The sequence below is a fragment of the Streptomyces shenzhenensis genome, assembly GCF_021462265.1.
Lineage (GTDB): Bacteria > Actinomycetota > Actinomycetes > Streptomycetales > Streptomycetaceae > Streptomyces > Streptomyces shenzhenensis.
Genome location: NZ_JAJONF010000192.1, coordinates 1 through 580, shown reverse-complemented (window position 1 = coordinate 580; position 580 = coordinate 1). Strand labels below are relative to the sequence as shown.

The window sequence follows — 580 nt, the reverse complement described above, 5'->3', positions numbered from 1 at the left end:
GCCAGGTTCATGGGCTCGGCCGTTCTCGTGCGCACGGGATCCGGCACGCGGGCCGGCAGACGACCGGGCCGACAATACATCGGACACCGAAGTTTCCCGAAGTTCTCCTGACGGGGGCGAAGCCACGCTGATGCCGCGTCCGAGGTAGGGACGGCGGAGCCGTACCTGGGTCCGGATACCCTGGCCGCATGTCTGCGCAGCCCAGCTCCGAGGTCACTCCGCCCCGCCCGGCTGGGGAGGAGACGGACGCCCGCCTGCTCACCGAGGCCGTCACCCGGCTGCGCCGCGCGCTGCGCTCCTCCATCCGTACCGACTATCCGTGGGAGACCCTGCCGATGGCGCAGGTCGAGCTGCTGCAGGTGCTCGGTGAGCACTCTCCGGCCCGGGTCAGCGACCTCGCCGCCCGCCGGCGCCTGGCGCCGAGCACGGTCAGCGGACTCATCGGCCAGATGATCACGGCGGGGCTGGTCGCTCGCGACGTCGACCCCGCCGACCGCCGGGCCTCAGTCGTCACCCTCACCGACGCCGGCCGTCAGAAGCTCGACGCCTGGACCACCGCCCACGAGCGCCGCATGGACGC

At 72.6% G+C, this 580-nt stretch carries 1 protein-coding gene; it reads left to right on the top strand.

Annotated features, from left to right (window positions below; translation table 11 throughout):
* Positions 1 to 188 precede the first annotated feature (188 nt).
* Positions 189 to 580: MarR family winged helix-turn-helix transcriptional regulator (locus LQ326_RS47405; RefSeq protein WP_234545412.1), on the top strand; the 392-nt coding region annotated here is incomplete at its 3' end.